The organism is Burkholderiales bacterium, assembly GCA_013695435.1.
Lineage (GTDB): Bacteria > Pseudomonadota > Gammaproteobacteria > Burkholderiales > JACMKV01 > JACMKV01.
Genome location: JACDAM010000111.1, coordinates 1 through 6,570, shown reverse-complemented (window position 1 = coordinate 6,570; position 6,570 = coordinate 1). Strand labels below are relative to the sequence as shown.

The following is a 6,570-nucleotide window of genomic DNA, read 5'->3' as shown; positions in this document are numbered from 1 at the left end:
TGTGCGCAATCGACTACGTCCCACGCAAGTTAACGACGGCGCAGCGCAGCGCGCTGCAAGCGTTATCACGAGCCGTCGTGGCCGAGATGGAATTGCGCAAGCGCATGCGCGAGCTTACTTCGGTCGTCGTCGAGCGTGACATAGCGCACCAGCAGCTCAAGCAAGCCAACGACGAACTGGAAATGAAGATCGCCGAGCGCACGGCGATCCTCGCGGCAACGAATCGTGCGCTCGAAATCGAAGTCGAGGCACGAACCCGTGCCGAAGCGCGGGTGCGCGCCCTGGCTGTGCGCGATCCTCTGACGGAACTGCCGAACCGGCGGCTTCTGGTCGATCTGTTGCAGCAGCAATTCGCTCACGCCCGGCGTGAAGGTGTTCAAATAGCGGTGTGTTTCCTCGACCTCGACGGATTCAAATCGGTCAACGACCGGTTTGGTCATCTGTGCGGCGATCTGCTGTTGACCGAGGTTGCCAGACGACTGACCGCATGTGTGCGCGAAGGCGATACGGTTTCCCGCCTTGGCGGCGATGAATTCGTGATTGCCCTCTACGGGCTCGATTCTGACCGGGACGCGATTCCGATCGCGCAAAAAATTCTGCTCGCGCTGGAACAAGCGTTCGAAGCCGATGGCCGGACCTTCAATATTTCCGGCAGTCTGGGCATCAGCATGTTTCCCGCCGACGGAGAAAACGTTGCCGCGCTTATTGACCATGCCGATCAGGCGATGTACGAAGCAAAGCGCGCCGGCAAAAACGCTTTTCACTTCTTTTTCGGCAAATAGACTTTTCCACCCAGCCAACCGAAACGCGCTGCGAGCCCGGCGGAAGCCGTATCGTGAAGGTTCGAAATCCGGTTTGAAACTCAGTTCAAGTCCTCGCGAAGGCAAAAACTTTTGCACCGGCTACGGCGAGGGCTTCGTGCTGGTCAACGGCCAACGTTTTGATCGCAACCTGATCGTGCTACCGGAACGGCTGATCGCCGATTGGGATGTCGATTCCTTCGAAAACCTGTCGGCGCGGAATTTCGACTTTCTGCTGAGCTTGCAGCCCGGAATCCTGCTGCTCGGCACCGGCCGCCATTTGCGCTTTCCGCATCCGCGCCTGTCGGCCAGCCTGGTTCAGGCCAATGTCGGACTGGAAGTGATGGACACGCATGCGGCGTGCCGCACCTACAACGTTCTGGTCGAGGAAGGCCGCAAGGTCGCGGCCGCACTGCTCATCGACAGTTGAAGCACTTTGATTTTGGGGGCCGCTGCGCGCGGCCCTAGAAATCCCCTAACGCTTTCAAGTGCGCCGCAGCGCTGCGTCCCAGCGCGCTGAGCGCATAGCCGCCCTCGAGCACCGAAACGATGCGTCCTTGCGCGTAGCGTTCCGCTATCCTTTTGATCTCGCACGTCACCCACGCGTAATCGATTTCGGTCAGGCTCAGCATCGCCATCTCATCTTCGCAATGCGCATCGAAGCCGGCCGATATGAACAGCATCTGCGGCTCGAATTGATGCAGCGCCGGCAACCAGTGCGCGGTCACCGCGCTGCGAAAATCCCGTGGTGGGCCGTACGCGGCGAGCGGAATATTGACCATGCGTCTGGAACGGCCACCGATTCCGCTTCCCGGATAAAACGGATGCTGGAAAATCGAAACCATCAGCACGCGTTCGTCGTCGCGAAAAATGTCCTCGGTGCCGTTGCCGTGATGGACATCGAAATCGACGATGGCGACGCGCTCCAAGCCATGCTGTTCCAGCGCGTGCGCGACACCGACAGCGATATTGTTGAACAGGCAAAAACCCATCGCGCGATCGTGCTCGGCGTGATGGCCTGGTGGCCGGACACTGCAAAACGCGCACTCCACCTCGCCCCCAATAACCATGTCAACTGCGCGGATCGCAGCGCCGGCGGCGCGCTTCGCCGCGTGCAGAGTCCGCGCGCACATCGCAGTATCGGCGTCGAGATAACGCAGGCCGACGGCCGGCGCGGCAGCTTCGATGGCGGCGATATGCGCCTCTGTATGCACGCGGGCAAGCTGTCCCGCCAATACCAGCGGCGCGTCGACATGCAGCAAATGATTGTTAATTCCGCATGCGATCAGGCGATCGCTGATCGCGGCCAGACGCGCCGGCCGTTCCGGATGATGCGCACCCATATCGTGGAGCGCGCAGTCGGGATGGGTGATGAAAGCAATGCGGGAACTCATAGGGCCGAGCCGGAGAATAACGTTGCGCGAGCAAGCGGGAAATCTTATCGGCGGCAGCCTCGCGTGTCCACGTTTATCCGTATCGATCAGGCCCGGCCCGCGCCAATGGCCATGCTCGCGACGACGGCTCACCGCAACGCGTCCGGGTCGCGCACCGGCGGTGAACATGGCACACTTGGATGATGGAAAATTCCGTCAATCATTATCCGCTGCACCGCGTCATCGATCAGATTGGCCAGGTCATACTCGGCAAGGAGCGCCAGATCAAAATGGCCATGGCATGCCTGCTGGCGCGCGGCCATTTGCTGATCGAAGACGTTCCCGGCGTCGGCAAAACTACACTGGCGCACGCGCTGGCCGCGACGCTCGGGCTCGATTTTCAGCGCATCCAGTTCACCAGCGATCTGCTGCCCGCCGACATTCTCGGCGTCTCAATACTCGATCGCGACAGCTCGGCGTTCAAGTTCTATTCGGGGCCGATTTTCGCGCAGATCGTGCTCGCCGACGAGGTGAATCGGGCAACGCCAAAAACGCAAAGCGCGTTGCTCGAAGCGATGGAAGAACACCAAGTGACGACCGAAGGCGAGACGCGGCCGCTGCCCGAACCTTTTTTCGTCATCGCAACGCAAAACCCCTCGTACCAGCTCGGCACATTTCCGTTACCCGAATCGCAGCTCGACCGCTTCCTGATGCGCATCCAGCTTGGCTACCCGGATGGCGACGCCGAACGCGCACTCCTCGCCGGCGCGCCGCGGCGGGATATGATTTCCAGCCTCGCGCCGTGCATCACGGCACAGGAATTGCTCAGTCTGCAGGCTCAGGTAATGCAGGTTTACACTTCGCATGCGCTGCTCGATTACGCGCAGGCGTTGATTACGTACACACGGCTTAGCCCCGACTATCAGCATGGCTTGAGCCCGCGCGCCGGCCTGGCGCTCGTGCACTGCGCGCGCGCCTGGTCGCTGATGGACGGCCGCAACGAGGTGCTGCCGGAAGATTTGCAGGCAGTGTTGCCCGGTGTAGTCGGTCATCGCTTGCAGCCGGCGAACGATTATGCGCGGCTGAACGGCGTCGATATTGCACAGCGGCTGATTGCCGAGGTACCGATTCCCTAACGTTAACGTTGACCAACCGACAGGCCAGTTGTGGTGATTGCCAATTTCCGGCTCAGACTTTTCTTCGCGAACTGGCTTCTTCGCCGCCTTCCAGGCGGTATTTCCGCTCGCAGCTTTGTGTTTGGGTGGCAGGAAATCTTCATACTGCCGACTGGCCACGGCTTTCTGTTCGGCGTGATCCTGCTTTTGATGCTGACAGGCTCAGTCAACTACGATCTGAGTCTTGGTCTGGTGCTGACTTTTCTGCTCGGCGCGATGGGTGTGGTTTCGATCTTCCACACGTACCGCAATCTGGCGCGGCTACGCATCTCAGTCCGCCGCAACCCGCCGGTGTTTGCCGGCGGTCAGGCGATTTTCACGTTAAAGGTCGAAAACGCGGAGAACCTGCCGCGCTACAACGTCACGATCCATTGCGGCCGGCAGACGTCCGCACCATTCGATGTCCCGGCGCTAGGCGCAGTCGATATCCAGTTGGCCGTGCCGGCGCCGCGGCGCGGCGTGCTGAAGCCCGGACGCTGCAAACTCGGCACGCGCTTTCCGCTCGGTCTGTTCAAGGCGTGGGCGTATCTGATCCCCGATTCGTACTGCCTGATCTACCCGAATCCGGAATGCGAAATCCGCCGCCCGCTGCCGCGCGCCGAGGCCGGCGACAGCATCGCGCGCGCGTCCGGCAACGATGATTTCGCGGGTCTGCGCAGTTATCAGCGCGGCGACGCGCTGCGTCACGTCGCCTGGAAAGCGGTTGCGCGCGGCCACCCGCTTATGACCAAGCAATTCGACGGCAACGCCGATTTGAGCATCTGGCTAGACTGGGACGAGCTGCCGGCCAGCATGGACACCGAGGCGCGGCTGTCGCGGCTTGCCCGTTGGGTGCTCGATGCCGGCTCGGGGCAGAAAAGTTTCGGCCTGCGCCTGCCCGGCCAGACCGTTCCCCCCGCCACCGGCGCAGTGCAACAGCAGCGCTGTCTTTCCGCGCTCGCGCGTTTCGGGCTCTAGCATGGCGCGCATACAGCCCGCAACAGCGATTGCGGCCGGCCCGGCGCTGAGCCTGCCCGACGTCAGTTGGTTGCTCGTTTCGCTGGCGCTGGTCGCAGCACCCCACGCGTTAAGGCTGCCGCTGTGGATCGCCCCGCTTGCCGCCGCGCTGGCATTCTGGCGCTGGCATATCGCGCATCGCGGCCTCGCATTGCCGCGCAAGCTGGCTTTGGTCCCGCTGGTCGTCGCGGTAACCGCCTCCGTCTACCTGAGTCATGGCGATCTGCTAGGCCGCGATGCCGGTGTTTCGCTACTTGTCATGATGCTGGCCTTGAAGCTGCTCGAAACGACGCGTCCGCGCGACGCCATGCTGATGCTGTTGTTCGGCTACTTTCTGGTCATCACCAATTTCCTTTATTCAGAGAGCGTTTCGACCGCGCTCTATATGCTGCTCGGCGTCGTTGCGATCACCGCCACGATGATAAATTTCCATCACGGCCCGTCGCCCGCTGCGCTGCGCAATACGCTGCGCATCGCGCTGTTGCTGGTAGCGCAGGCGGCGCCGCTGATGCTCGTGTTGTTCATTCTGTTTCCGCGCGTGCAGGGGCCGCTGTGGGGGGTCCAGTACGATAAGTCCGGCGGTTCGACCGGGTTGTCGGATACGATGGCGCCGGGCAGCATGAGCCAGCTAAGCCTGTCGCGGGCGACCGCGTTTCGGGCGAAGTTCGAGACAGCGCCGCCGGCGCAATATGCGCTGTATTGGCGCGGACCGGTGTTATGGGATTTCGATGGCCGCACCTGGTCGGGCAACGCGCGGCAAGAGAGCGTTGCCGATAGAAGTTACGTCGCAAAGTCCGTGCCGCTGCGCTACGCCGTCACGCTTGAGCCGCACGGCAAAACCTCGATGCTCGCGCTCGATCTGCCCATTGAGCGCCCGCGGGACAGCAAGCTGACCCCCGATTTTCAGATTATTGCCAGCGCGCCGGTCACGACGCGCATGCGCTATGAGATGGCTTCGGTTCTCGACTATCATGCCAATGTCGACGCGAGCGACGACGAGTTGCGGCGCGCCCTGCGGCTGCCGGACAATTCGAACCCGCGCGCGCGTGCGCTGGCGAAAACGCTGCGCTCGGACAGCGACAGCGATCGCGACATCGTCGACGCGGCGCTCGCGCTATTCCGCCAGCAGCCGTTTTTCTACACCTTGTCGCCGCCGCTCCTCGGCGCGCAAGCTGTCGATGAATTTCTGTTCGACAAGCGTCGCGGCTTCTGCGAGCACTATGCTTCGAGCTTCACTTTCCTGATGCGCGCCGCCGGCGTGCCGGCGCGCGTCGTGACTGGCTATCAGGGCGGCGAGATCAATCCGCTCGACGATTACATGGTTGTGCGTCAGGCCGATGCCCACGCGTGGGCGGAAGTCTGGCTGCTCGACCGCGGCTGGGTGCGCATCGATCCTACCGCGGCGGTCGCGCCTTCGCGCGTCGAGCAAGGCGTCACGGCAGCGCTGCCCGCCGAAGAAGCGTTTGTGCTTGCCAACTTCAGCGAGCAGAACTGGCTGCGGCCGGCGCGCCTGACCTGGGATGCGGCGGCGAATAGCTGGAATCAATGGGTCCTCGGCTACGATCCGTCGCGTCAGTTGCAAGTCCTGTCGAACATCGGTTTGCGAGGCGCTTCATGGCGGACCATGGCGGTCGTGCTGATCGTCGTGGTTTCAATTATTGTTCTGGCAATGGCCGCGATGCTGCTCAGACAACATCGCGCCGCGCCGCGAGATCCGGTCGTTTCGGCCTACCGGACGTTTTGCGCGAAGCTTGCGAAAGGCGGTTTTTCGCGGCAGCCCGCGGAAGGCCCACGCGACTTCGCCGCGCGTGTCGCCGAGGCGAAACCCGAGCACGCCGCGGCGATCGCTGCGATCAGCCGGCTCTACATCGACTTGCGCTACGGCGTGCTCGCGGAGCGCGCCGCGGCCGAACGCCTTGCAAGGCTCGTCAAACAGCTGAAGATTTAGCAAGCGGTTGCAAACATACTGCGCTTGCTTATGTCCCGGGCCGTCAGGCGATCGCTGCCCGGCTATTCCGGAGCCTCGGGATTGCTCCCTAAAGCCTTGGCCTGTTCCTTCAATCGAATGCCGCTCAGCTTGAGGCGGCGCGATTCGCACATCAAATAGTTCAACTTGTTGGCCGCTTCGGCGTAGCTCAATCCGCCGCCGCGAATATTCGAAATGCAGTTGCGTTCGGCATCGACGCGGCCGACGCGCGGCTCGTAGGTCAGGTAGATTCCCATGCT

General features: G+C 62.2%; 7 protein-coding genes. 5 read left to right on the top strand and 2 right to left on the bottom strand.

Annotated elements, in window-relative coordinates; all coding sequences use genetic code 11:
- Nucleotides 1-77: 77 nt before the first annotated feature.
- Nucleotides 78-782, top strand: a complete 705-nt coding sequence (locus H0V78_06125) for a diguanylate cyclase (protein MBA2351358.1) — start codon at nt 78-80, stop codon at nt 780-782.
- Nucleotides 712-1,230, top strand: coding sequence for an Mth938-like domain-containing protein (locus tag H0V78_06120; protein ID MBA2351357.1), 519 nt, complete (start codon nt 712-714; stop codon nt 1,228-1,230). Before H0V78_06125 ends, H0V78_06120 begins: the two co-directional genes overlap by 71 nt.
- Nucleotides 1,231-1,264: 34 nt before the next feature.
- Here the strand turns inward: H0V78_06120 and H0V78_06115 are convergent, their stop codons facing one another.
- Nucleotides 1,265-2,194, bottom strand: a complete 930-nt coding sequence (locus tag H0V78_06115) for a histone deacetylase family protein (protein ID MBA2351356.1) — start codon at nt 2,192-2,194, stop codon at nt 1,265-1,267.
- Between the two features lie 182 nt (nt 2,195-2,376).
- On the opposite strand from H0V78_06115, the gene H0V78_06110 reads away from it, so the two are divergent.
- The 3 genes from H0V78_06110 to H0V78_06100 all read left to right on the top strand — a co-directional run bounded on the left by H0V78_06110 (nt 2,377) and on the right by H0V78_06100 (nt 6,292).
- Entirely contained in the window at nt 2,377-3,309 is a 933-nt protein-coding gene (locus H0V78_06110; GenBank protein MBA2351355.1) for a MoxR family ATPase, read from the top strand.
- A 117-nt stretch (nt 3,310-3,426) separates the two neighbouring features.
- Entirely contained in the window at nt 3,427-4,305 is an 879-nt protein-coding gene (locus tag H0V78_06105; GenBank protein MBA2351354.1) for a DUF58 domain-containing protein, read from the top strand.
- 1 nt (nt 4,306) lies between these two features.
- Entirely contained in the window at nt 4,307-6,292 is a 1,986-nt protein-coding gene (locus tag H0V78_06100; protein MBA2351353.1) for a DUF3488 domain-containing transglutaminase family protein, read from the top strand.
- 62 nt (nt 6,293-6,354) lie between these two features.
- Here H0V78_06100 and H0V78_06095 read toward each other — a convergent pair.
- Nucleotides 6,355-6,570 (bottom strand): ethanolamine ammonia-lyase light chain EutC (locus tag H0V78_06095; protein ID MBA2351352.1); only part of this gene is annotated, 216 nt, incomplete at its 5' end.

Coding starts and splice junctions, on each gene's coding strand:
- H0V78_06110 (MBA2351355.1), top strand. CDS start 2,377: ATGGAAAATTCCGTCAATCATTATCCGCTGCACCGCGTCATCGATCAG.
- H0V78_06115 (MBA2351356.1), bottom strand. CDS start 2,194: ATGAGTTCCCGCATTGCTTTCATCACCCATCCCGACTGCGCGCTCCAC.
- H0V78_06100 (MBA2351353.1), top strand. CDS start 4,307: ATGGCGCGCATACAGCCCGCAACAGCGATTGCGGCCGGCCCGGCGCTG.
- H0V78_06120 (MBA2351357.1), top strand. CDS start 712: ATGCCGATCAGGCGATGTACGAAGCAAAGCGCGCCGGCAAAAACGCTT.